At 60.0% G+C, this 22,926-nt stretch carries 21 protein-coding genes; 13 read left to right on the forward strand and 8 right to left on the reverse strand.

Annotation, left to right across the window (positions count from 1 at the left end):
* Window positions 1–83: 83 nt before the first annotated feature.
* Window positions 84–422: a phosphotyrosine protein phosphatase gene (locus tag WB650_RS21300; RefSeq protein WP_422307247.1), complete on the forward strand. Its 339-nt coding sequence runs from the start codon at window positions 84–86 to the stop codon at window positions 420–422.
* Window positions 423–812: 390 nt separating this feature from the next.
* Here WB650_RS21300 and WB650_RS21305 read toward each other — a convergent pair whose 3' ends face one another.
* A complete protein-coding gene (locus tag WB650_RS21305) occupies window positions 813–1,367 on the reverse strand; it encodes a hypothetical protein (RefSeq protein WP_423961959.1) in 555 nt (184 codons plus the stop codon).
* A gap of 606 nt (window positions 1,368–1,973) precedes the next feature.
* On the opposite strand from WB650_RS21305, the gene WB650_RS21310 reads away from it, so the two are divergent.
* The 5 genes from WB650_RS21310 (at window position 1,974) to WB650_RS21330 (ending at window position 7,698) form a co-directional block, all read left to right on the forward strand.
* A complete protein-coding gene (locus WB650_RS21310; RefSeq protein WP_422307251.1) occupies window positions 1,974–2,681 on the forward strand; it encodes a hypothetical protein in 708 nt (235 codons plus the stop codon).
* A gap of 56 nt (window positions 2,682–2,737) precedes the next feature.
* The gene (locus WB650_RS21315) at window positions 2,738–3,778 is read left to right on the forward strand and encodes a fatty acid desaturase family protein (RefSeq protein WP_423961961.1); all 1,041 of its coding nucleotides are present in this window, start codon (window positions 2,738–2,740) and stop codon (window positions 3,776–3,778) included.
* A 169-nt stretch (window positions 3,779–3,947) separates the two neighbouring features.
* Window positions 3,948–5,117 (forward strand): ABC transporter permease, encoded by a 1,170-nt coding sequence (locus WB650_RS21320; RefSeq protein ID WP_422307255.1) that lies wholly within the window; start codon window positions 3,948–3,950, stop codon window positions 5,115–5,117.
* Window positions 5,118–5,184: 67 nt separating this feature from the next.
* Window positions 5,185–6,282, forward strand: a complete 1,098-nt coding sequence (locus tag WB650_RS21325) for an ABC transporter permease (protein ID WP_422307257.1) — start codon at window positions 5,185–5,187, stop codon at window positions 6,280–6,282.
* A 528-nt stretch (window positions 6,283–6,810) separates the two neighbouring features.
* A complete protein-coding gene (locus tag WB650_RS21330; protein ID WP_423961963.1) occupies window positions 6,811–7,698 on the forward strand; it encodes an alpha/beta hydrolase family protein in 888 nt (295 codons plus the stop codon).
* Between the two features lie 202 nt (window positions 7,699–7,900).
* Here the strand turns inward: WB650_RS21330 and WB650_RS21335 are convergent, their stop codons facing one another.
* The 4 genes from WB650_RS21335 to WB650_RS21350 form a co-directional block, all read right to left on the reverse strand.
* Complete coding sequence (locus WB650_RS21335) at window positions 7,901–8,329, reverse strand: helix-turn-helix domain-containing protein (RefSeq protein WP_422305855.1); 429 nt, start codon at window positions 8,327–8,329, stop codon at window positions 7,901–7,903.
* Window positions 8,330–8,382: 53 nt separating this feature from the next.
* Window positions 8,383–9,102: a YqgE/AlgH family protein gene (locus WB650_RS21340; RefSeq protein WP_422305853.1), complete on the reverse strand. Its 720-nt coding sequence runs from the start codon at window positions 9,100–9,102 to the stop codon at window positions 8,383–8,385.
* A gap of 132 nt (window positions 9,103–9,234) precedes the next feature.
* Window positions 9,235–9,651 carry a hypothetical protein gene (locus WB650_RS21345; RefSeq protein WP_422305851.1) on the reverse strand — a complete coding sequence of 139 codons (417 nt, stop codon included), beginning with the start codon at window positions 9,649–9,651 and terminating at the stop codon, window positions 9,235–9,237.
* Window positions 9,648–10,376 carry a hypothetical protein gene (locus WB650_RS21350; protein ID WP_422305849.1) on the reverse strand — a complete coding sequence of 243 codons (729 nt, stop codon included), beginning with the start codon at window positions 10,374–10,376 and terminating at the stop codon, window positions 9,648–9,650. The genes WB650_RS21345 and WB650_RS21350 overlap by 4 nt, the downstream gene beginning before the upstream one ends.
* A gap of 217 nt (window positions 10,377–10,593) precedes the next feature.
* Between WB650_RS21350 and WB650_RS21355 the strand changes: the two genes are divergently transcribed.
* From WB650_RS21355 to phnX, 5 genes are all read left to right on the forward strand, one after another.
* Window positions 10,594–11,682: an AAA family ATPase gene (locus tag WB650_RS21355; protein WP_422305847.1), complete on the forward strand. Its 1,089-nt coding sequence runs from the start codon at window positions 10,594–10,596 to the stop codon at window positions 11,680–11,682.
* Window positions 11,595–13,568 (forward strand): ATP-binding protein, encoded by a 1,974-nt coding sequence (locus WB650_RS21360; protein WP_422305845.1) that lies wholly within the window; start codon window positions 11,595–11,597, stop codon window positions 13,566–13,568. Before WB650_RS21355 ends, WB650_RS21360 begins: the two co-directional genes overlap by 88 nt.
* Window positions 13,569–13,682: 114 nt before the next feature.
* Window positions 13,683–15,065 carry an LLM class flavin-dependent oxidoreductase gene (locus WB650_RS21365; RefSeq protein ID WP_422305843.1) on the forward strand — a complete coding sequence of 461 codons (1,383 nt, stop codon included), beginning with the start codon at window positions 13,683–13,685 and terminating at the stop codon, window positions 15,063–15,065.
* 25 nt (window positions 15,066–15,090) lie between these two features.
* The gene (locus tag WB650_RS21370) at window positions 15,091–16,233 is read left to right on the forward strand and encodes a TIGR03364 family FAD-dependent oxidoreductase (RefSeq protein ID WP_422305841.1); all 1,143 of its coding nucleotides are present in this window, start codon (window positions 15,091–15,093) and stop codon (window positions 16,231–16,233) included.
* Window positions 16,233–17,051 (forward strand): phosphonoacetaldehyde hydrolase, encoded by an 819-nt coding sequence (gene phnX, locus WB650_RS21375; RefSeq protein ID WP_423961966.1) that lies wholly within the window; start codon window positions 16,233–16,235, stop codon window positions 17,049–17,051. The genes WB650_RS21370 and phnX overlap by 1 nt, the downstream gene beginning before the upstream one ends.
* Window positions 17,052–17,172: 121 nt before the next feature.
* Here phnX and WB650_RS21380 read toward each other — a convergent pair whose 3' ends face one another.
* On the reverse strand, window positions 17,173–18,699 hold the full coding sequence (locus WB650_RS21380) for an alkaline phosphatase family protein (RefSeq protein WP_423961968.1): 1,527 nt from the start codon (window positions 18,697–18,699) through the stop codon (window positions 17,173–17,175).
* A 116-nt stretch (window positions 18,700–18,815) separates the two neighbouring features.
* Between WB650_RS21380 and nudC the strand changes: the two genes are divergently transcribed.
* Both nudC and WB650_RS21390 read left to right on the forward strand, forming a co-directional pair.
* Entirely contained in the window at window positions 18,816–19,739 is a 924-nt protein-coding gene (gene nudC, locus WB650_RS21385) for an NAD(+) diphosphatase (RefSeq protein WP_422305506.1), read from the forward strand.
* Between the two features lie 130 nt (window positions 19,740–19,869).
* On the forward strand, window positions 19,870–20,538 hold the full coding sequence (locus tag WB650_RS21390; protein ID WP_422305508.1) for a hypothetical protein: 669 nt from the start codon (window positions 19,870–19,872) through the stop codon (window positions 20,536–20,538).
* Between the two features lie 19 nt (window positions 20,539–20,557).
* Here WB650_RS21390 and WB650_RS21395 read toward each other — a convergent pair whose 3' ends face one another.
* Together WB650_RS21395 and WB650_RS21400 are read right to left on the reverse strand one after the other, a co-directional pair.
* A complete protein-coding gene (locus WB650_RS21395; RefSeq protein ID WP_423961971.1) occupies window positions 20,558–21,400 on the reverse strand; it encodes a hypothetical protein in 843 nt (280 codons plus the stop codon).
* A gap of 123 nt (window positions 21,401–21,523) precedes the next feature.
* Window positions 21,524–22,918, reverse strand: coding sequence for a glutamate decarboxylase (locus tag WB650_RS21400; protein ID WP_422305513.1), 1,395 nt, complete (start codon window positions 22,916–22,918; stop codon window positions 21,524–21,526).
* Window positions 22,919–22,926 lie beyond the last annotated feature (8 nt).

A 22,926-nucleotide genomic window follows, 5' to 3' on the forward strand; every position in this document is an offset into this window, starting at 1 on the left:
GGGGTTGGCGTAGTGCACCTCACCCCTAACCCCTCTCCCTTCTGGAGAGGGGAACAGAGGGAAAAATTCTTTAGCCGATCGTCATGAAAAAAGTTTTGATGGTTTGTACCGGCAACATGGATCGCAGTCCGACGGCTGCGATGGTGCTGGCGGAGATGTGCGCGCCGATGTGGGTCACGTCGGCAGGGACCGAGCCGTGGGCGAAGAATCAGGTGAGCATGGAGCTGGTCGAGGAAGCCGATGTGATCTGCGTGATGGAGGAGGCGCATCGCCGGCATATTCGGGAACGGTTCGGCGAGGTGCACGCGGAGAAAGTCGTGGTGCTCGACATCCCGGATAATTACGTTTGCTGGGAAGGCAAACTGATCACGCTGCTGAAGGGCAAGCTGCGCACGGCGTTGGGACTGAGCAAGCCGGGATAAACCTCGAGTCTTTTCGATCGCGCGACAAAACTAACAGTAGAGATTCATTTTCGCTCCGTTGTCTTTTGGGCTGAACCACAGGCGTTTGGCGTGACTGCGGAGCGTACGCGCATCGGCGCAAATGCGAGCCAATTCAACCGCTTAAGGACAAAATGCGCGTAGCGTTGGGATTGACAAGTTAAAAAAGATAACTATTGGTGTGGTAGGGAGAATATACTTTTTGGTGAAACCTTCGTCGGTTTCACGCTGCCTTCGGCAGGGGTGGGCCCTGTACAGCAGGGTTAAGCAGGTTTTGACCGCAATGGAATGCGGTGTTCCCTCTGTCAGATTGTTCGGACGGGGGGCGGACGCATTCCCAATCTTTAGCACCGTCCCTGGTAGCCGCCGTCCCTAATAACCATACTCGTCGAGGAGGGCCTGACGTAACCTGGTAAAATGAATAAGGCCGGCCTGGTACTGGAGTCGCTTCCGGTCGGGCAGGCTTTCGAAATCGAGGCCATAACGCCGCGCCGTGCCGAGGACCGCTTTTGCGGCCGACGGTGATTTCACGTTGTCTTCAGCGTTCGGGATTCTCCGATCCTGCGTGCTGTCGAATATTTTCGAGGCTATATTGCGCGGGTACACACCGAGGCTCACGAGCACGTCGGCGGCCAGTTCGCGCGGATTGTTCAGATGCGCCTCGTATCCCGTTTGGCGTGACATCTGGACCATTTCGTTGCGCGTGGAAAAGAGTTCCGCAGTGACGTGGTGCCCTACTTCGTGGAGGAACGCGGTCGCGACCGCCGCCGGATGATGTGCGCCGTTCAGGCAGATGAGCGGACGCTTCTCCAAACCGGAGTCTTTACCCAAATAGAAACCGAACACCGCGAGGCCTGACGGCCAGGGCATTTTGGCGATTCGAAAATCGGCGCCGAGTGCGGACGCCCGCTGGGCAAATTCTTTCATCGAACCGAGGCGAACGGCTTCGTCATTGAGGTGAGGCCATGCCGTGCGTTTTGCGGTCCGGACAATTTCGTGGAGCTCCGCCCGGCTTAGGCCGCAGCGGAGAGCGTACCCGTAGTCCCGACTCCATAGACGCCTGATTTCGTCAGTAATGGCGGCAGGAGCGGGCTCATGCACATTTGAAGCTGCTTCAGCAGTTTTAACGATATCTGCTGTCAGCCCGACAATGCGCGAGATCCTTTTCTTTACGGTCATCGGTCGGCTATCTCCCCTGCCAAATTATAACCAAAAGTACTGAATTAATGCTAGATAGGCAACAAGCCGTTCGGTTTAGCCCAATTCGAGCAAAAATAGCGTTGCGCTGCGAAGCAATTCCGGTGTAACTAACCGCGATACTACAAATTGGCGGATTTTTAAGCTCGATGTTCGAGTCTTTAACGACCAATTTTCGACCGCTTCGCGCATTACCCGCGCCGAAATTTCGGCTTCATTTCAATTGTATCATGCCTCGTTCGCCTCCGCCTCGTGCGGGAATTCTTTCTTAAGCCGTATCTCAAGATTCGGAAACTGAATCGCGTCCGAAACCAGCCCCGGGGAAGGAGCTACCTAATGGAACTGCGTTTGCTCACCAACGAAAACGATCGAAGAATTTTCGCCGCGCGTACCGAGCAGATTCGTGCAAAGCATGGACTGGGATTCAAGGAACGATCGCGCTCGCGCCTGGCCAGAATACATCTGACCTTCGGCAATCTCTACGCGCTGTTTGAAAACGACGACGACCCCGCCGAGAAAATGATCGCCGGGCTGGTAATCCACGATCTCGAAATGTTTCCGCAAACCTGCCCCAGGCCCGACCTGTCGCATCTGCCGCCCCGATCGGTGCTGGAGGTCAGCGAGCTGTGGTCGCGGGCGATCGGCGCAGGAGCGCTGGCGCGAGCGGGAGCGGCAATCCTGGCCGGGCTGCTCGACGCGCGCGCGATCCTCGCCTACCTGGGAGTGAGGCCGTTCGACGGGACCCCGTTCTACCGCGCGACGGGCTTCGTCAATGCGGGAGAACCGGTCGAATATCCTTACCTCGAAACGCTCAAGGGCGAATCGATTTGGGCGCAGCCGATGATTCTCGAGGGTGAATCGCTGACAAAGCTGACGCGAGTATTTGCGCAGCTGATCATCGAGACCAACGACGACTTCAGCGTTCTGCGTTTCAAAAATTTCCTGAAAGGGAAATCGGCGGGCGGGCGTCCGGCATTTGTCGATGAAGCGCCGGCGGTTGATTCAACGATGGTGCACACGGAAAACGCGGCGGTGCTGCAATAGCGCCAATTTTGCGAGCGACTGAATCGGATTGGTCCAATCAGTACGTGAGGGGAAGCATGAACTACCGAACATCAACAGAGCCATCATTGGAAACGGGACGCTTCGGCGACATTGCCACGAACATTCCCGTCAAACTCACGAAGGAAGAACTGACCGAGCTATCCACCGTCAAGCCATTTATCGCGTGCATGCATATCGCCGCGGAGTGGGGATTGATCGTGGCGACAATCTATCTATGCCAGCGATTCTGGCATCCGATGCTGTACGTTTTCGCGGTCGCCTTCATCGGCTCGCGCCAGCATGCACTGCTGGTGCTGATGCACGACGGCGTACATTATCGGCTGCTGCGCAATCGGCGGCTCAATGATTGGGTCTCGGAAGTAGTGCTGGCGTGGCCGCATCTGGTTACGGCGCGGCAGTACCGCAAGAATCATTTCGCGCATCACAAGTTCCTTAACACCGCGCAGGATCCCGACTTGAAGCGCAGGGCGGGCGATCCGGTGTGGGTGTTTCCCCAGACCGTCCCCAATCTGGCGAAGACACTTTTCCGTGACGCGACCGGGTTGAATGCGCCTGCGATGCTCAAGCTGGCGGCTTCGGTGGCAGCCGCGGATTCCGTCCCGACGGGATTCCTGATCGCGCGGTACGGATTTTACGCGGCTGCGCTCGGAATCATCGCGTACGCCGGTGCGCTGGAAGGTTTCGCGCTGTACTGGGTGATCCCGATGTTCACGTGGCTGGTTATGATCATGCGCATCCGCAGCATTGCCGAGCATCATGCGATCGATGAACCGGGTAGCGCGTATCCAAAGACGCGGACGACGCAGCCGACGTGGATCGAGCGGATTTTTCTTGCGCCAAAAAACGTCAACTATCATATCGAGCATCACTTTTTCCCGAGCGTGCCCTTCTATCGGCTGCCCGAGCTCCACGCGATCCTGATGTCGAAGTCGGAGTATCGCGAAAGCGCGCACGTGACGAGTACGTATTGGGGCGTGCTCGAGGAATCGGTCGGCCACACGCCTTCGAGCAAGGTTCGCGCTGAGCGCAGCTCGGCACTCGAAGGAATCCAGCGGGTTGCGGAGGCGACAGTTTGATGATCTGATACCTCGAAATATCAACCTTCAGTTAATCGCGCACCGGTCAGACCGTTTGCACACTACGGTCTCCAACTTGTAGAGTTGCGAACCGTGCGCGATCCTACCGATAACAGCCAGCGCTGGGTGTGACTTCCCTCTGGCGGCGGACCGTCGCGCCCGGCTGTAAATGGCTGTAATTCCGATCACATACAATCTTCGGAGCCTGATGGTCCGACGAACGACTTCGCTGATGACCGCGCTCGGGATAGCGCTGGTCGTGATGGTGGTCGTGATCCTGCTGAGCTTCGTCAGCGGCCTGCGGCAGAGCCTTGAGCTGGCGGGAGAGCCGGGCCATTGGATCATCCTCAGCCGCGGCACGGTGTCCGAGGGCGAGAGCTACATTCCTCGCGAGCAGTCGGACATCCTGCGCAGCCGGCCCGAGATCGCGACTGACGCGTCGGGCGCGGCGCTCTTTTCCCCCGAGATGGTGGTGCCGTTCAACGCGGCGGTGAACCGACCGGCGATTCAGTTCAGGCCGGCGTCGTTGCGTGGGGTTTCGCCGGCTGCATATCGGATGCGTCGCGGGCTCAAGCTGGTTGCGGGGCGATGGCCGGCGCAGGGTCGCGACGAGATGGCGATCGGAGAAAAGCAGGCGGCACGATTTCCCGAGCTGGGGGTGGGCACGACGTTCAAGTACGGGCGGCGGATCTGGACGATCGTCGGAGTGTTCGCCGATCGCGGCAGCGCGCTCGAGTCGGAATTCTGGACCGACATCGACGTCCTGCAGCAGGACGCGCGATTCGAGAACGGCTACTCGTCATTTCATGTCGTGCTGAAACCCGGAACGGAGCAAACGTTTCAAAACGCGCTCACCGAAGACGCGCGACTTACCGTTGACGCCATCAGCGAGAAAGACTTCTTCGCGGAGCAAGCCAAGGTCGCCGACCGGCTGCGCGGGCTGGTGCTGATAGTCGGCCTGATCGTAGGAACCGGCGCGGCGTTCGGCGGGATGAATACGATGTATGCCGCAGTCGCGCGGCGGACGCGCGAGGTGGGAGTTTTGCGCACGCTGGGCTTCGGCCGCGGATCGGTGCTGACCAGCTTCCTGATCGAGAGCGTGATTCTAGCAATCGCGGGCGGCGTGGTCGGCGATCTGCTGGCGATTTTTTTAGGATTTGCCGCGGGCCTGAATCATCGGCTGATGAGCGTTGGCGCGGTGGTCTTCTCCTCGGCCTTCTCGATGAGCGCTCTCGCGGGCGGAATCGTCGCGGCACTGCTGATCGGAATTACCGGCGGGCTGATGCCGGCGTGGCGCGCGTCGCGGCTTCCGATTCTAGAGTCGCTGCGCGAGGCGTAACGCGATGCAATCGATCCGATTAGTTTTGCGCTATTTGATCCGCCAACCGCGCCGTGCGGTTCTGACGATGCTCACGTTTGCGGTCGCGACCTTTATCTTCACGGTGCTCGCGGCCATCCCCAGCTCGATCGACATGATTCTCAAAAAAACCGCGGAGACTCTGCGGGTGTATTCCTATAACGCTGATGGGCGTTACCTCGGCGTGCCGGCTCGAGATTGCCGGACGATCGAGCAAATTCCCGGCGTCGTCGCGTGCATGCCGATGGTCGTGCTGCGCGCCACGTATCAGACCGCGTCGGAAACCGTGCAGGCGTTCGCGCTGGATGCGGATAAAGTCGCGCTGATGTATCCCGACTACAATCTTCCACAGCAGGTGCTCGAGCAGTTCAACAACAATCGGAGCGCTGCGGTCGCGGGACGCCTGTTGATGCGCAAGCATGGCTGGAAGGTGGGAGATGTCGTCACGCTGCGCGGCGATTCCAATCGCCTCGACATCAAATTCACGATGGTCGGCGAGATACCGGCGGACAACTACCCGAATTTTTTCATGTTCCGGCGCGACTACCTGGTGGAAGCGGAAAAGAGAATCGGAATACCCGAAGAAAAGCATCCCGCGGGATTCCTGGTGACTCGGGTCAATACCGCGAGCCACGTTCCGTCGGTCATTCATGAAATCGACCGCGGGTTCCACAACTCGGATTTCGAGACCGCGTCGATGACTGAAAGCGAGGCGGTTTCCGGCCTGATGTCGACGGTCGGGGATATCCGCGCCATCGTATCCGCCGTCTCCGCGGTGATCGCGCTGACAATTTTTCTGATCGCCGCGAATGCGATGTCGATGATGGTGCGCGAGCGATTGCGCGACGTGGCTGTGTTGCGGGCGCTGGGGTTCAACCAAGCTTATATCGCGCGCATCCTGTTCGGCGAGTGCGCGCTGATCGGTACTGTCGGCGGCGCATTCGGATGCGCCCTGGCACTGTGGCAATTCGGCAGCGGCACGACACTGCGCGCGGTGCTGGAGAGTGCGGGCTACCTGACGGTGACCTTCGACGCGGCGCTCGAAGCGCTGCTAGCCGCAATCGTGATCAGCCTGCTTAGCGCCGCGATTCCGGTGTGGGGTGCGATGCACGTGACACCGGCTGACGCTTTTCGAAAGACAATCTGAGCCGGCTACCTGCCGACGGCGTGGCGGACCGTGTTCAGTATATAGATGAAGTCGCGGGGGGGAGTGAGCACCATTGGTCATCCAAAAACTGCGGGCCGCCGTCGGACTCAATCGCCGCGCGCGTTAGATAGCATACCGTCAATTGTGATCGGGATTCTCCTGGCGGGCTTAACTCTCTGCGCGGCAGGCTGTTCTACATTTGAATCCCTCACCTTCACAGTGCCGACCAAGTGCACTGCAGCCTATCCACCTTCAATCGGCAAGGACCTCCTAGTTGGTGAATCGAGCGACGAGCTCTTACGCAAAGTAGGAAAACCTAACCAAATTGAGAGACCAAGAGGATATACGTATTACGTTTACTATGTTCAGCCTAATTTGTTGCGGGGGTCCGACCCAAGGAATTTATTTCTGTGCGACTCGGCGCCAATAGAAGATAGGTCGGCGTACATCGTCATTTTCGATGCGGACATGAAGGCTCGGTCGGTAGTGTACTATATGTTCGCGGGCCCTGATTCGCAGCTGGTCAGGGTGCCGGGCGCAGACGGGCTGATGCTTCCAGCGACGCTCTATCGGCCGCGCGGATGCGGCACCCAGCATGAACCGGCAATCGTTCTCCTCCACGGCTGGAATCCCACCTGGCGCGAAGCGCTGCGCGATCCGCTTTTGGACGTGGGGTTTTTCTTCCACTATCCGATGCTGGTCGTGAGCTTTCTTCTCCACTCCTTGAACCCCGCCAGCTGGCGCGACAAGGGAGATGCGGTAACGGGGCTGGAACTTGAAGCGCAGCTGTTAGCGGAGCATGGCTACGTCGTACTGCTGCCATTAATGCGCGGGTGGGGCGGCGGTCAGATCGACTGCGGGCTCGGCCAATCGGCTGATACAACACAAATGATCGAATGGCTCGCCTCACAGCCCGGTGTTGATCCCGAGCGTATTGGGGTGATGGGGGGATCGTTCGGCGGCCAAGTTGCATTGCTTACCGGTGCGCGCAGCCATCGCGTCAGGGCAATCGTCTCGTATGACGGGCCGACCGATTTGGTTAGCGCGAACGCCCAATCGCCTTGGTATGACTGGCCTCCAAAAGAATGCCGGTCCGACCTCAAGAGCCCTTCCCCAGTTAACATGGCTAGCCGGATTAAAGCGCCGGTGCTTTTGATTCAGGGGGATGCAGACACGAACGTACTCCCCGAGCAGGCTGAAGAAATGGAGCAAGCGTTGCGGAAATCGGACGGCAGTGTCCAGCTGCATCTTGTGAGTGGCGCAGACCACGTCGACGGAGATGATCTATTGTTTTCCTCATGGACGGCCATGCAGCAATTCCTGGAGGCAAACCTCGGCAAACCGAGTTGCGTCCAGACGCTGGATGCGACGAGTGCATCGGCGCACCCGGGTCCGCCTGCTTCGCGATCTCGATGAAGAAGGCGTACCAGTGTGATGTCCCGCAAATTTCTCTAAGACAGAGCCCTAACCCCTGGCCCCTTCCCCAGCAAAGGGGAAGGGGATTTGAGCTAACTATTCCGCCACGTCCTATCCCCCTCACCCCCTTTCCCGCGGGAAAGGGGGAACAGAACGGTAGCCGCCCCTTCTTGCGGGAAAGGGGAACAGCGATCTGACCGGGCTACCTGCCGACGGCGTGGCGGACCGTGTTCAGTATATAGATGAAGTCGCGGGGGGAGCGCACTTCGCCGAGAAGCGCCACGCGCTCGAGCATCTCCATCTCGTCGCCAGTAATATTGTGAATGCGCCTTATCTGCTCGTCCTTGCGGAAATCTTCCCACGCCGACTTCGAGTCGCTTTCGGGCTCCGGGTTGAGGAGTGCCTGGGCGCGGGGATTCGCCAGGAAAAACAGCTCACGACGATCGAGTCCGAGCACTTCGGCCAGACGGGTGACAATTTTGTCCGACGGATGCCGCTTGGCCGATTCGAGGTGGCCGATGTAAGGAGTCGAGGTCTTGATGCGCCGCGCGACTTCTTCCTGGGTGAGGTCTAACTGCCGACGACGGTCGCGAAGTACCTGACCAAAACTGCGTTCCTTGGTCCGTGCCATGAAAGGTGTCCCCTTGAGGTTTTTGCGCGGCGCAGGATCAACCGCGTTCCCAATCAATTGGGTGAGATTCGACGCTGCCAGTTTGTACCATCCAAGAGCCAGTAAGGCAAATTCAGTTCTGAAGCCGGACCAGCCCGGGCTTCCTCGAGATCGCCGCCCTTAACCAGGGTGGCCCACAGGTCCTTCGGGTCGCTGAAAATCAGATCGGCCTTCGCCGGAATCACGTACCAGGCTCCCGCCATGACCTCGCCGTAAAGCTGGTCGTGAAGCCACTGAGCCTTCCCTGAGATAACCCGGAGATCGGTGATCCGCGGGTCCTTGAGGACTGCGGCAATGGCGTCGCGGCCGGTCGCGACGTAAACGTCATCGAAGACCCGTGTGGCGGAGCTTTGTGCCGACGACGAGCGGAAGATCACCGATAATTCGCGATGCTGATGGAGCACTGGAACGTCGTCGAGCTCGACCGGACCGCCCGTGTAGATCGTTTCATCCGGACCCTTCAAGTCGCGAACCTGCGGGAACAGATCTCGGACCCGCTGTTTGGCAGGACTGTTTATGATGAGACCGGCGAGCAGCGGCGGCTCGGAGGACGGCACCATCAGGATCACAGAGTGCTGAAAGAGCGGGTCCTGCAAATCGCGGGTCGCGACCAAAAAGGACGGCGTCGTCAAATCGGTGCTTTGTGCTGTGCGCGATGTCGCCAGGGTCGCAATCAAGGCGGCGATCACAAAGCTCAGGACGGGTACACGGAGCTTGATGCTGAATGCCCGCATACAGCAATTAATACCGTCAATCCGAAGCGAGGTTCAAACGCGATTGTCTCGAATAGCAGCACGCCACCGCCCCTCGTTGAGGGGGAGCAGTGGCGCGTGCATGAATCGAGTGCTGGTAGATCGTGGTCGCGGCTAGTGACTGAGGTCCGGACCGAAGTTGTCGCCCGCCGGCGCATTGAGAGTGGTGTTGTTGCCGACCAGGAAGCTGGCCGGGTTGAGCGAGCCGCCCATCCTCTCCTGCATGCCGTTGTATTTCGCGACGCCGAACGGTGCCGCTGAGCTGATTGCCGCGAGGTGACCCATCGCGTCGAAGGCGATGCCGTTGGGCGCGCTCAGGCTCTCGTCTTCAGTCTTCTTACCCACCTTGACCTCGAACGGGCTGATCGTGATCTCAGGGGTCGGGTCGCCCGAGGATGTGATTTGCGTCGGGCCAAACTCTACCAGCGTGAACGGGGCGTTGGCGTTGCTGGACCACAGGTCGCCCGCTGGGTCGAACACGAGCGCCCACGGAGCCTGGATTGAGCCCATGCCGTCGTCGTCAAGGATCACGTCAGGGACAAGAGTAGTGAGTCCGCTGCCAATCGCCGGAAGATGATTCGAGTTGAACTCGAAGATAGTGGTGCTCGCGTTATTCGCGATGTACAGATTGCCGCCGTGGAGCACGATTCCCAGCGGTCCCTGGAACGCAGGGTCGGATCGATCGTAGTGGTGAACGCGATGTCACCGCCGGCGGCAAGTTGGGCCGGGGTCACCACGAATACCGCGTTGGCGCCATTGTCGCTGACCCACAGATTGCCGGCGGTGTCGAAGACGGCCTGCTGCGGAAACACAAAATCTGTCGACGACGTTATCTGCACGTTCGGCGTCGGGGTCGGGTCCTTCTTGAGATTCTTGAGCTGCGCTTCGGTGAACTCCTCGAGCGACGGCGGGATCGTACCACCCATAATTGCGGTGCCGCCGTCGATCACCCACAGGTTGTTCGACGAATCGAAGACCACGCCTTGCGGCGCGCCGAATACGGAGCTGTTGAGCTCGATCTTTGGTTTGGGGTCGTGGGTTCCATGGGGCAGCGACCCAAACTCGACGACGTTGGTGCCGTTCGCTACCCGTAGCGCCTGCGGTGAACCGGCCAGCGCATAGCCGGCGGCCGCGAATAAGATCGCGGTTGCGGCGATCATTGTACGGATTCCCGTCAGGATGTAATTGGAGCTAGACTTGGCGCGACGGGCGCGTGAGTTCCGGTCCGTGGTGGCCGTGCTGGTAGTTGTGTTCATGGTTTCCTCCTCTGCAATTTGGTTTAACGAGCTCTGGTTTAGTGACCGCTTTCGATTTGCCATTTGCCTTACTGACCCTCCCAGGTTTTTTTCTCTGACGAACGGAAGCCTAACGGGCAGTGGCGTTTTTGGCGACGCGCACTCCGTTAGGCATGCGTTAAACGAGCGTATGATTTGCGTTCAGAAGTGTTTTAGGTGAGCCTCGGAAGGAACTCTTATGCGGGCGACTTCACAACTGCTGTTCGCGCCGTATCGACTCGATCTTCAAAACGAGCAGCTCTGGCGCGCCGATCATCTGATTCCGCTGCGCGCAAAACCGTTCGCGCTGCTGCGCTTCATGGCGGAAAATCCTGCGCGGCTCGTGCTCCACGAGGAATTGCGCAAGGCGATCTGGCCGAACACTTACGTCAGCGAGGGCGTGCTGCGCGTGTACCTGCGCGAGGTGCGCGCCGCGCTCGAAGACGATCCCGAATCGCCGCGCTTTATCGAGACCATCGCGCGCCGCGGCTACCGGTTTCTTGCGGAGGTCCAGCGACTCACGAGCGCTGGCACGTCGGCGGCGGTCGACAGCACGACAGAGTCGAGCAAAACTCCGGCTATCGTCGGCAGAAACGCGGAGCTCGCGCGGCTTCGCGGCGCATTTGCGAAAGCGTCGATCGGCGCGCGCCAGGTCGTCTTCCTCAATGGAGAGGCGGGCATCGGCAAAACCACGATCCTCGAAACATTCTTAAACGAGGTTGCGGATCGCGACGAGGTTTGGATTGGACGCGGGCAATGCGTCGAGCATCGCGGCGAAAGCGAGCCGTACTTGCCGATGCTCGACGCACTGCATCGCCTGGCGCATCACACGGACGGCGCGCGAGTGATCGAGACGCTCAGCAAGCACGCGCCGACGTGGCTGGTACAGATGCCAGGGGCGATCGACGATGCCGCGTTCAACGATCTGCAGAAAAAAGTAGACGGCGCCAGCCAGCAGCGGATGCTGCGCGAGATGGCGGATGCGCTCGAGCAGCTATGCCTGCAGCGGCCGGTGGTGCTCGCGTTCGAGGATTTGCATTGGAGCGATCCTTCGACGATCACCCTTCTTGACCTGCTGGCGCGGCGGACCGAGCGCGCGCGATTACTGGTAATCGGCACGCATCGGCCGCTGGCGATTCTCGCGGCGGAGCATCCGCTTCGAATCCTCGCACACGAATTGGCGGACGATATTGCGAGGAATTGTCGCTGCCTCCGCTCACGCCGATTGAGGTCGCCGAGTATCTCGGAAACCGAATTGAGCGCGATGCGAGCGAGGCGGTATGGCTAGACCAGGTGGCGCGCTCGATTCACCAACGGACCGAAGGGAATCCGTTGTACATGGTCACCGTGGTCAGCGCGCTGCTCGGCGATAGTCAGGCAGCCGCTGCGACAGGTTCCGGGAAGCAGACATCACTACAAGACCTGATCGAGCAGGCGGATCGGATTGTGCCGATCAACCTCACCGGGATGATCTCGCAACAATTCTCGCGGCTGGAGGCTGAAGAACAGCGATTGCTCGAAGTTGCCAGCGTCGCGGGCGTGGAGTTTTCCGCTGCGGCGCTTGCGGCAGGAGCCGATGCGACGCTCACGCAGGTCGAGAAACGATGCGCTGCGTTGGCGAGCAGGATGTCGTTTCTGGAGGATGCGGGCGACGACGAATGGCCCGACGGCACGGTTTCGGCGCGGTTCCGCTTCCGGCACGCGTTGTACCGCGAAGCGGTTTACGCACGGCTCACCGCGGCGCGCCGATCCGGGCTGCATAATGGCATCGGCGAGCGGCAGGAAACGGCGTACGGCGATCGCGCGAATGAGATCGCGTCGGAGCTGGCGCGCCATTTCGAGCAGGGACGTAATTTCCAGCGCGCGCTCCGGTATCGCGAGCAGGCGGCTCGCAATGCGCTCCGACGCAGCGCGCCACGCGAAGCAATCGAGCATCTTTCGGCCGGCCTGGGAATTCTCGGCCGGTTGCCCGAAGGTCACGAACGTCTCGAACATGAACTGCAGCTCAGGCTTGCGACAGGCGCCGCGCTGCAAAGCACCAGGGGCTATGGCGCGCCCGAAGTGCAGGAGGCATACGAGCGCGCGGGCCAATTGTGCCAGCAGTTGGGTGAAACGCCGCATCTCTTTCCCGCGCTGATGGGACTGTGGTCGTTCGCGGTCGGCCGCGGGGAATGGACGCGCAGCCTCGAGCTCGCCGAGAAAAACCTGCGCCTCGCGCAAAGCATCGCGGAGCCGGCGCAACTCGCAAGAAGTTTGCGCGGCCTCGGGCACGTCCAGTATTTTCTCGGCCGCTTCGACGATGCGCGCGAGAATCTCGAACGCGCGATCTCGATGAGTGGAGACTCCGAGCCGCGCCTGGACACCTTTACCTACATGTCCAACACGGGAGTCGAGGCACGCAGCGCGCTGGCCTGGACGCTGGAGCTGATTGGCTATCCAGATCAGGCGCTCGCGATGGCGCGTAAAGCGGTGTCGGTGGCGGAACGGCTTGGGAACATTGCCGATGTGATTTATGCAACCTACTTCGCGGCCGTGCTTTATGGTTTTCGACAGGAATGGCCGAACGCGGAAAGCTGGTCGCGCCGCACGATCGAGCTTGCGACCGAGCACGGACTGCCCTACTACGTCGCAACCGGGAAGCATCTCCATGGCGCCGCGATTGCGGAGCAAGGACGCTTCGACGACGGTTTATCGCTGATGCAGCAAGGGGTTGGGACGTCGCAGGCAATTGGCGTCGAAGCGGGACTGACCGGGATGCACCTCATGATTGCGGAAAATTCGATCAAGGCCAAACAATACCGGCTCGCAGCGGACGCGATCGATGACGGATTCCGCTTTGCGAAAATTAAAGACGAGCATGCGTGGGAGCCGGAACTGCATCGCGTGAAGGGCGAGCTCGCGCTGGAACAATTTCGGGACGGGTCGGGCGTAAAAGGCGGCAAGCGCGGCGAGAAAGATGCCGAGGAATCTTTCCTGGCGGCGCAAGAAATGGCGCGTGCGCAGGGATCGCGCAAGTGGCAGCTTCGCGCAGCGAGTAGCTTGAGCAATCTCTGGAAGCATCAAAAGAAAAAGAAGGAAGCGCGCCAGGTTCTGAGCGTCGCCTACGGCCGCTTCACCGAAGGCTTCGAGACGACGGAACTCAAAGCGGCAAAATCGCTTCTCGCACAGCTTTGAGCTCAGGCGCGTAGAATCACAGGCTAAAGCCTGTGCCACCTGGATTTGTCCAGTTCCACATTCTCAAGTATGTACTCAGGTTATCGGCGCGCGCCGAGCGTCAAGGAGGCAGCCATGATTGAGATTGGAGTTTTCCATAACGGTGCCAGTGACCTGCCGATTGCAACGACGCCAAATGGTATCGCTGTCAACGACGGCAATCTCGCCGAAGTTCACGAGTCCAGCCAGCGGACGCTGGTGAGCCAGGTCAGGCAGGGAATCCTCGCGGACAAGCTCGGCTTCAACTATTTTTTTATGACCGAGCATCACTTCCAGCCCGAGGGCGCCGAGTTCAGTCCGAATCCTCTACTGGCCGAAACCGCAATCGCGGCGCGCACGCGTCAAATCCGCCTCGGCCAGGCGGCCAACATCATCACCTGGTGGCATCCGATCCGTATCGCCGAACAGGCCGCAATGCTCGACGTGCTGAGCGGCGGCCGGCTCGAGTTTGGAATCGGCAGAGGTTATCAGCCGCGCGAGGCCGAGGTATTCGGATGGCCGTTCGCGACGATCCAGGACCAGGAGCGCAACCGCGCCTACTACCAGGAGGCCTACGACATCATCATCAAGGCGTGGACGCAGCCGTCGTTCTCGCATCAAGGACAGTTCTTTACGATTCCGCCGGTTTTTACTCGATGGAATCATCAGCAGACGATCGCATATTTTGCGCGCGGTACTGCCGGCCGCAAGCTCGAGGACGTCGTCCAAATCGGCGGACTCGATCCGTACGGTGGGTCCAACCCAGTTCTTCAATCGACGACGATCCTCAAAGAGCTGCAGGTATTTCCGCAGCCAATCCAGCGGCCGCATCCGCAGGTGTGGGAGCCGCTGACCACGGAACGTTCCATCAGATGGGCGGCGGAGCGCGGCATCAATGGATATTTCATCGTCGAGCCCAACTCGCGCCTAAAGAAGAACATCGAGCTCTACTACGACGTGTCAGAGAAGGCGAAATGGCCGGATCGGCTGGGCCGCGGGCAATTGAAGTATGGATGGGATGCGGAGAAACGCCGCGGCGTCATCACCGGGCGCTACATTCACCTGCTGCTCCCCGGCATGGACCGCGACCGCGAGCTCAAACGCTTCCGCGAGGCGCTCGAGCTACAATGGGACTACTACGGGCCGTTTGGATTCGCCGCGGTGCTCGCGGACGCCGATGAAGAAAAGTTGGACCTCGGCAAGAAGGTCGATGCGGGCACGCTGCTCAAGAAAGAGATCGCGATTTTTGGAACCCCGTCGGAAGTGGCGGCCTCGATCATGCGGATCAAAGAGAGTTGCAGCTACGACGACTTCGCGCTGAACGCGTGGTTCGAGACCGGAGGATTCAGCGGTGCCGAGATCGAAGATCAAATGCAGTATTTCGCTGAAGAGGTGAAGCCGATGCTGGCACGCGCCTGCGGTGGACAGGTCGAGAATCCGCCGCTCGGTCTGAACTTCGAGGAGCCGCGATCGAGATAGTTATCTGGATTCCGGCAAGCGCGCCATGAGCTCGAATCGCAAAGTGGACGTGGCGATCGTTGGGGCCGGCATCCTCGGCCTCGCGCATGCGTACTTCGCGGCGAAACGCGGACGGTCGGTGGTCGTGTTCGAGCGCACACCTCGGGCGCAAGGCGCGTCGGTGCGCAACTTCGGGATGATCTGGCCGATTGGACAGCGGGCCGGCGTCGTGCATCAGATGGCGACGCGCAGCCGTCAAATCTGGAATGAAATTCTCGACGAAGCAGCGTTGCAATATCGTCCGACGGGCTCGCTTCACGTTGTTTATCGTCAAGATGAGGAAGACGTGGCGCGCGAGTTCGTCGAGCGCGGGATGGGCTTCGGCTATACCTGCTCCTGGCTATCTCCTGCTGAGGTGTTGAAGAAGAGCTCGTCGGTTAATCCGAAAGGACTTCTCGGCGGCATCTGGAGTCCTGCGGAACTCACCGTCGATCCGCGGCAGATACTTGCGAAGCTGCCGGCGTATCTCGCCGAGAAATTCGGCGTCCGGTTCCGCTTCGGCACGGCAGTGAGATCGATCCAGCTACCGCGCATCGAAGCGGGAGCTGAAATCTGGGAAGCGACGCAAGCTATTGTATGCGGCGGCGATGATTTCGAGACCCTTTTTCCAGAATTATTTGCAGCGAGCGGTATCGATCGATGCAAGCTGCAGATGATGCGCACCGCGCCACAGAAAAATGGATGGGAACTCGGCCCTGCCCTCGCCGCTGGCCTCACGCTGCGCTTCTACCCGGCGTTTGAAATCTGCACGGAGACGTTGCCGAAGCATAAAGAGCGAGTCGCGCGCGAAATGGCCGAATACGATCGCTTCGCGATTCATACGCTGGTTTCGCAGACCGCAGACGGCGCGCTGACGCTTGGCGATTCGCATGAGTACGGCCTCGCGGTCAATATCTTCAACAAGACCGAAATCGACGAGCTCGTGATGCGCAACGTGCGCGAGTTTCTGGTTGCGCCAGACCTCTCGATCGCGGAGCGATGGTACGGCGTGTACGCGAAGCATCCGGAGAAATCATGGGTCGCGATCGACGCCGCGCCTGGTGTTCGTATCGTCACGGCGGTCGGCGGCTCCGGCATGACATTGTCATTCGGCCTGGCCGAACAGATGATCCGCGAGATGCACGTATAATGAAGCAGTCGTATTTGGGGCTGGTGAAGGCCGTCATTCTTGATTGGGCGGGCACGACGGTCGATCACGGCAGCCTCGCGCCAGTGCGGGTTCTGCAAGAAGTGTTTGCCAAGCGCGGCGTTCCCATTTCGGAAGAGGAAGCGCGTCGCGACATGGGCGTGCTGAAAATTGATCACATCAGAAAGATTCTTCTCAGCAAAAACGTTTCGGCTCGATGGGTCAAAGCCGTCGGGCACGATCCAGTCGAAGCGGACGTCGAGAGCCTGTTCGCGAATTTCGTGCCGCTCCAGCTCGAATGCCTGGTGAAGTACTCGACCGTGATCGATGGAGTCGCGGAAACCGTCGCGCGTCTTCGCAAGCGTGGAATCAAGATCGGAAGCACCACAGGATACACGCGCGCGATGCTCGAGATGATCCTGCGACCCGCGGCCGCACAGGGCTACGCGCCAGACTGCGCGATCACGCCGGATGACGTCGGCGCCGGACGGCCGTATCCGTGGATGATCTTCGCCAACGCAATTCGCATGCAGGTCGAGCCGCTCGAGGCGATCATAAAAATCGGCGACACTCCTGTCGATATCGAGGAAGGGTTGCGCGCGGGAGTCTGGACGGTCGGCGTCGCTCGCACGGGCAATATGGTCGGGCTGTCAGCGGAGGATTTCGCCGCACTCGCGCCAGCAGAGCAGGCTACGCGCCATAAGAATGCGCGGACCGCACTGTCGGCGGCGGGGGCGCATGAAGTGATCGACGCGGTCGCTGGATGCGAGGCTGCCATCGACGCGATCGAAGCGCGCATCCATCGCGGCGAGCGGCCGTAGCCGGCAATCAGAAGGCGGAATCTTGAATCCCGCGAGAAGAATCACAGGCTAAAGCCTGTGCCACTTCGGGAGGACCCTCACCTTCGATCCTCTCCCTTTCAGGGAGAGGGGAAGAAAAGATTTAGTAACGGGGGGCGCGGCGGGTTATTGGGCCGTCGTCGCGTAGCGTGATGTGGGTTAGGGTTTGCTCGTCGTGGTTCATGCGCCATGACAGGAGTTTTTGGGCGTACTCGAGGACTTGCAGCGCGTAGGCGGGGTCATTCGCGAGGTTGGTGAACTCGTTGGGGTCCTTTTGTAGATCAAAAAATAGCGGCGGCAGATTTGTGAAGTGGACGTATTTGTAGCGGTCGCCGCGGATGATGTTCATCGTGCATTGATGCATCGTGAGACCGAGGGCGCGCTCAGCGGAATCGTCGGCGGGATCGCGGAAGTCGAACTCCCAGTGCGCTTCGCTGCGCCATCGGATGGGACGGCCCGCGCCTTCGAGGAACGGCGCGAGTGATGCGCCGTCGCATTGCACCGGAATTTCGGCACCGATCGCTTCGAGCATCGTCGGCATGACATCGACGTTTTCGGTGAAGGATGAAACTATCGCGCCGCGCTCAGCGTTGGCTTGCGGCCTAGGATCTCGGACGATTAGCGGGATGTGGTAGGAACCGTCGAAGTAGCCGCATTTGCCGATCAGCCAGTGGTCGCCGATCTGCTCGCCGTGGTCCGAGGTAAAGATGATGAGGGTCGAATCCCAGCGGCCCGACTCCTTGAGAAACCGAATCAGCCTTCCGATCTCCGCGTCAACCCGGCTTATGAGTCCGTAGTAAACGGCCTTCAGCCGGCGAAGTCGCTTTTCGTTGTCAGTGGCTCGGAAGACTCCGCGACTTAGCTCATGCGCAAGCCATGGATGCTGACGGGCCTCATCTTCGGGCGTGGCCAGGCGCGCGAAACCCGGGACGGTCGCAGGATCGTACATGGAGTTGTAAGGCTCGGGCGCGACGAACGGCGGATGAGGCCGCAGGAGCGACAAGTGCGCGACGAAGGGTCCGCTCGCGCTGTTGATGTAATCGATGGTTTTGCCGACCAGGAACGCGCTGTCGTCGAATTCCGCCGGATACTTGTGCGGCTTTGGATTCGGCGCGCCGTCTTCGTAGTCGGGACCGGACTCGCGATTGCCGTAAGCGAAGCGGATATCGGCCGGCACCTCGAAACCGCGAGCTTTCAGCCAATCGGTCCAGGGCGTCGGTGCCCAAGTCATCAGGCATACGGGTCGGATGCCGGGCAAAGGACCCTCGTAACTCTTGAGCCACGGATCGTCGGCGTCGAGACCGCGCGGATCCTGGCTGGTGTCGGTGTACCCGAACAGAACTGGATCGTAGCCGTGCGCCGCGGCTTCCTTGGCCCAGTTGGTGTGGCGTGCATCGAGCGGAGTGCCGTTGGTCCCCGATCGGTGATTCTGGAGATACATCCCGGTGTGGAGCGACGCGCGACTCGGACCGCATGGCGCGGCGTTGGCGAAGTGGCGCCGGAAGAGCACGCCGTCGGCCGCGAGCGCGTCGAGATTCGGCGTGCGAACGACGGGATGTGCGAGGGCAGAAAGGCAGTCACCGCGCCATTGGTCGGCGGTGATGAACAATACGTTGAGTGGCGATCCCATCGGCAAGGCTACTCCGCGAATAGTAGCCGCCGCTTGCGCTTGGCGTCCAGCACGATGCGACGCTACCTTGTTAGCACACGGAACGAAGTTCGCTTTGGCTTTTTTGTGGAGGCAGAATGATTCCTTTTGCCGGTAGTCCTCTTGATCGCGCGAGTGAGAAGCGGACCGATTCGACTTGGATCGAGTCCAAGCGGCGCGATCCGTCTTCGATAGTGCTTCCGATGTGGCGGCTCGAGCCGTTTCTACTCGGTTCAGAAAAGTCGGGGCCTCCGATCGAGCTAGGCCTGGTGGAGTCGCGAATTGCGGACTCGTTCGTGGATGCTGGAGCTGTATGCATCTTTTTGGGTCTTGATGGCGACCGGGCGGTCTTTGCGATCGACGTCTCGGAAGCGAGTGACCCTGCCAACGTCGGGCCGCTGGCGGGACTCGGCTACTTCCGTGACGCGCGCGTGGCGGCGTCGATGGTCTCGCTGAAGGACGCCGCGATCATCGCGCAGGCGAAGGCGATGATCGATTGGCATCAGAGGCACGGCTTCTGTCCACGATGCGGCGCGGCGACGAAGATCATGGACGCGGGTTACCGCCGGCTGTGCGGCAAATGCAACTCTGAGCATTTTCCGCGCGTTGATCCGGTGGTCATCATGCTCGCGACGTATGGTGAGGCGTGCCTGGTGGGACGCGGCAAGCAATTTCCGCCGGGGATGTTCTCAGCGCTGGCGGGATTTGTCGAGCCCGGCGAAACGATCGAGGAAGCGGTGCGGCGCGAGCTGATGGAGGAAGCGTCGGTGAAAGTCGGCGAGGTGACTTACTATGCGACGCAACCCTGGCCGTTCCCTTCGTCCCTAATGATCGGATGTTTCGCGAAGGCGGAAAGCCGCGACGCCAAGGTTGACGAAAACGAGCTCGCGGAAGTGCGGTGGCTGGAACGCAGCGTCGCGCGCGATCTGATCGAAGGCAAACAGGTGGATGGTGTGCGAGTTCCTCCGCCAATTGCGATCGCGCATCATCTAATCAAGACCTGGGCTCTGGGAGGCAAATAAGACCTTCTTGTTCCCACCGGGACCGGCCTCTCTGAACCAAGGACAGGATGACAGTCCTACAGTTAGTATTGCCCTGTTCCAACTGCTAGACTCCCTCGGCAGCGAAAGACGGGTCGGTTGGGGGAGAACGGTGGGGAGTAACCGGAAATCATTCCAGCGCTCGGTGCCGAAGGCCGGTTGGCCGACGGTGATTTTCGCGATGCTCGCGGCGTCGATGGCGCTCGGCACCGCGGGATGCTTCCTGCCATTGCTTGGAGCGATCCCCTCGGTAATCAGCATGGCCCACTCGCTTTACACGTCGGGTAACAGCACGGACGACGCCGATGCGAAGAATCTGGATCCCGAGCCGGTCACCGGGGAAGCTAGCGCGCCTCCAGCCAAACTGACCTCAGGGAATGTATGCCAGATGATGGCGATTGCGCGGCCGGATATGGTGCTGGTCGAGCTGCGCAAGAGCAGCGCGGGCGCGCCCGAGTACCGTGAACTTCACCTGCAGAATTCCACCAATGAAGCGCACTGGACCCCTATCGTCGACAGCGAGACCGGCCCGGACGGATGGATTCCGGCGGTCAACTTTCTCAAGATGGATTTTCAGCCGCCTTTGACCGACGCAATTCCGAGTACCGGAAGCTGCTATCTCGCTTATGCTCCGATCGCGATAGATCCGAACAATCCCAACCAGCTCGCGCAACTCAAGACTGGCGGTGCGATGGGTCAGGTTGACACTTTCTCGTGGGCGGGACGCGTCTATCAATACGCGGTGGCCCGCACCCTGCCCTGCCTTTCTCCATCTTCCTGAAAGTCCAGCATCAAGTTTGTTATTCGGTTTGGTTCTGGCGTTGCTGCTGGAATTGCTGCGGAGGAGATGGCTGTGGGGTGGCCGGGACAACTGTTGTCGATAAAGTACTCATCGGAACCGCGCTGATGCCGCCCGTCGCGATTTCGCCGCCTTCCCATGAAGAGGTACGGGTATCGGTCTGATGAGTCTCTTCATTCAGAAGGGTCACCTGGATCGAGGTGTACTCGCCCTTGGGAAAAAACACGTAGCCGTTGATCGAGTAGTTGGGATGAGCCTCGCGAGTTTGCAACGATAGAGCTGAGATTTGAGTCTCAGCATCGTGGTGAGCGGCGGCCTGACCCTGCGCGCCTCCGTACACCCCCCCGCCAGCCGCACCGACGCTGCCGCCAATCGCAGCGCCGACAAGAGCGCCTTGCGCGGGCGAGAGAACGATGGTGCCGACAGCGGCGCCGATAGCTGCGCCGGTGGCTGCTCCAGCAACCGCGCCGATGGCCGCATTCTTCGCAGCTCCCGTCAATCCCGCCTTCAGAGCGTTTGCGTTACCGGCCTCCTGAATTGCTTCGTTGGTAGTGACCGGCATGATCCTTTGACCTTGCTCGTTGATACCGAAAATCTGATCGGGCTCGATCAGGTACGGCTCGTCGGTGCCGTTTGCGATCGATACATCTACAGGAACAATTCCACCAATCGGATCTCCCGGCCGCGCCTGGGTCGTGACGTCTCCCTTGGTGGGAGTAAGCGCGACTCGCGGAGTGATCGGAATCGGTCTCCAGGTGGTAGCGCATCCTTGGAGGTCGAGCGCCAGCACAACCGCGATCGATGACGCTAACGCCGCACGATAGACGCAACTAATCTTCAACATTCTTTGTGGCACTCACGCGTACAAATTGAGAGTGCTTCAACATCTCGCGCGCCGACCGCGTTGTCAACGCCGCTCGCAGAGTGAGTGTACCTGGTGTGCTTCTGTCTGCTTTCAACGTCGATTTCAATTGTGGTTGTAGCCGCCGGCCTCCGTTTCAGTGAGCGGATGTGAGATGGGATGCTTCTCGAGAAGCGCGAGCGAGCGGCGGATATCTTCCAACAAAAGATCGCCGAGGTCGCGGCTGACGCCGTGGCGGACGAGGATGCGCTGGACTACGAGATCCTCGCGGTTCGGCGGCATCGAGTAGGCCGGCACCTGCCATCCGCGCGCGCGGAGCCGATCGGAAAGATCGTAAAGAGTGAAGCCGCAGTCCTTGCCCTCTTTGAGCATCCAGCAGACCGCGGGAAGTCCGCCGCGGCCGTTGTGAATGATGCGGAACGGGCCCATCTTGTCGAGCTCGGCCGCGATGTGTTGAGCAGTGTGGTAACAGGCGTTCTGGATTCTCCGATAGCCTTCGAAACCGAGCCGCAAAAAATTGTAATACTGACAAACGATTTGACCGGCCGGGCGCGAAAAGTTCAGCGCGAAGGTCGGCATATCGCCGCCGAGATAGTTCACGTGGAAAATCAGATCTTCCGGCAGATCCGCATGATCGCGCCATACCACCCAGCCCACACCTAGCGGCGCGAGGCCAAACTTGTGGCCCGAGGTGTTAATCGACTTGACCCTCGGCAGACGGAAATCCCACGCGATCTCGGGGCTGCAAAACGGCGCAAGAAAACCGCCGCTGGCCGCATCGACGTGGATTGGAATGTCGAGTCCGCTGTTCTTTTCGAGATTGTCGAGCGCGTGAGCGATGGCCTGAACCGGCTCGTACTGACAGCACGTTGTCACGCCGAGTGTGGGGACGACCATGATGGTATTCTCGTCGCATCGTGCGAGCGCCTGCTCCGGGCCCATCAAAAACCGGTCACCTTCGACCGGAACCTCACGGACTTCGACATCGAAGTACTGTCCGAACTTATGCCAGCATACTTGCACCGGTCCGCAAACCAGATTCGGCTTGTCAGTAGATTTGCCCTGAGCGCGCCGCTTGGCTCTCCAGCGCCATTTCGCGGCGAGACCACCGAGCATCGCAGCTTCGCTGGAGCCGGTGGTGGAACAGCCGATGGTATTTTCGCCGGCCGGTGAATTCCAAAGATCAGCGAGGATATGGACGCATCGCGCTTCGATCTCGGCGGTCTGCGGATACTCGTCCTTGTCGATCATGTTCTTGTCGATGCACTCGGACATCAGGGTGAGCGCCTCGGGCTCCATCCAGGTGGTGCAGAAGGTCGCGAGGTTTTGCCGTGAGTTTCCGTCGAGCAGCAGTTCGTCGTGGATAAGTGCGTAGGCGGTGCGCGGCGATCGTTCGTCGCGGGGAATCTTATGCTTGGGAACCTCCAGTGAAAGATCGCTCGATGCGTAGATAACGTCCGATACTTTCCTGCCGGAGTCGTGCTTTCTGTGAAGTGACATTTTGGTTT

Origin of the sequence: Binatus sp. (SeqCode) (assembly GCF_049584895.1) — a bacterium.
Classification (GTDB): domain Bacteria; phylum Desulfobacterota; class Binatia; order Binatales; family Binataceae; genus Binatus.